The sequence below is a fragment of the Phytoactinopolyspora endophytica genome (assembly GCF_004138495.1).
Lineage (GTDB): Bacteria > Actinomycetota > Actinomycetes > Jiangellales > Jiangellaceae > Phytoactinopolyspora > Phytoactinopolyspora endophytica.
This window is the reverse complement of the sequence record NZ_ML142873.1, coordinates 54026-55667: the sequence shown is the minus strand read 5'-3', so window position 1 is coordinate 55667 and position 1642 is coordinate 54026. Positions and strand designations below refer to the sequence as shown.

At 66.5% G+C, this 1642-nt stretch carries 1 pseudogene; it reads right to left on the bottom strand.

What is annotated here, in order from left to right:
* Positions 1-1608, bottom strand: a pseudogene (locus ELR45_RS36090) (Tat pathway signal protein); the annotation flags it as partial.
* Positions 1609-1642: the final 34 nt, after the last annotated feature.

Sequence of the window (1642 nt, the reverse complement as noted above, 5' to 3'; positions counted from 1 at the left end):
CCTCGAACGATTGCGCACGACCAGCGCGCCGTCGTCGTCGGAGCCCAGGTAGATGTAGCGGCCCTTCTCGGCCTCCAGATGGTCGCGGAGCATGACGCCGTTCACGCCGCCACGCGCCTGGTCGATCCGGGCACTGATCGAGCCGCTGCCGGCCAGGACCTGGTTGACGAAGTGGAACGAGTCCTGGATGTCGCGCTCGTACAGGACGTGGTCGTTGCCCTCGCCGAAGCCAGAGCCGCTCGCACCGGCGATCGTGATGGTCTCGCCTGCGGCGCTGGCCCGTCCACGCGTGTCACCGACGTGATCGTCACGCCATTCGGTGCGCTCCATGGGTTGCGACACCGGCCCGGTCAGCTCCACCTCGGCCGCGTACGACGCCCATCCGGAACCGTTGTCGTTCTCCCCAGTGACGGTGTAGTGGTACGTCCGCCCGTTCTTCACCGACTCGTCGGCGTAGTGCGTGCCCTCGACGCCGGTGGCGACCACCTCGAAGGGGCCGTCCTCGTCCGTCGCCCGCTTGATGATGTACGACGACGCACCGTCCGCCGCTTTCCAGGTGACCACCGCCTGCTTGCCGCTGCCGGGCAACGCGCTCACGTAGTCGACGCTGCCCGGGACGGGCTCTGGGTCCGCCGTGCCGTCGAGCTTCAGAATGACAGCCGTCTCCGGGTCGACGCTGACCGTCCCGTCGCTGACCTGCAGTTCCTCGCCGGAGACCAGATCACGCACGGTGCCGCCGTGGTGGTCGGACGGCACGTCCAGCTGATATGTCTCCGTGTTGCCGTACTCGTCGCGGGTGGTGTTGAACGCGAACAGGTAGTGGCCGTAGCGGGCGGTGAGGAAGTCGGCGTATCCGGAGTACGGCGTGTCCGGCTCCATGCCATCCCGGTTCACCGTGCCGACGCCGGGTTGATAGGCGATCGGCGCGATCTCACCCGCGAGGGCCTGCGGCAGCGTCCCGTCCCGGGTCTGCTGGTCGTCCATGAAGTCCACGTCGATGTTGTCGATCCGGGCGTAGTAGTCCTGCGAGTCGAGCACCGCGTCCGTCTCGATCTGGACGATGTTGTCGTGCGTGTCGTTCAGCACGTGCAGCCGGCCGTTGCCGGCATAGCCGCGGTTGCGTTCGAACAGCGACCCGAAGATGCGGGTGTCGCCGTCGCGCAGGGAGACGAACATGTTGTCGACATCCGCGAACACGAACTGCTCGTAGTCACCTGGGTCCACGCCCAGGTCGGCGATCTCCTCGTCGGTGTAGTAGCCGAAGTCGGTCTGCGGATGGACGGCTCCGGCGGCGACGCCGTCGAAGCGGTCGTACTCCGCCCGGCCCTCGGTGATGTACTCATACGTGTCGGCCAGCTGGTAGTCGACCTTGTTCTTGGACATCACGTTGCCGAAGTGGTTGAAGTACTGGTTGTCCGCCAGCTGCTGCTGCGCGAACGCGACCGCCTCGGCCGCATAGTCCCAGTACTCGTCCCACTCCTCGCCCGAGTAGCGCTCTTCGTTCTCGACCATGTGCTTCTCCAGCGACGCCCAGAGCAGCGCCTTGCCCTCGGCGACCCGCACCGCATAGCCGTCCCAGCCGGGATAGGACGAGTTGCGTTCGTCCACCACCTGCTCCATACGCATGATGCGGTCGCCGTTG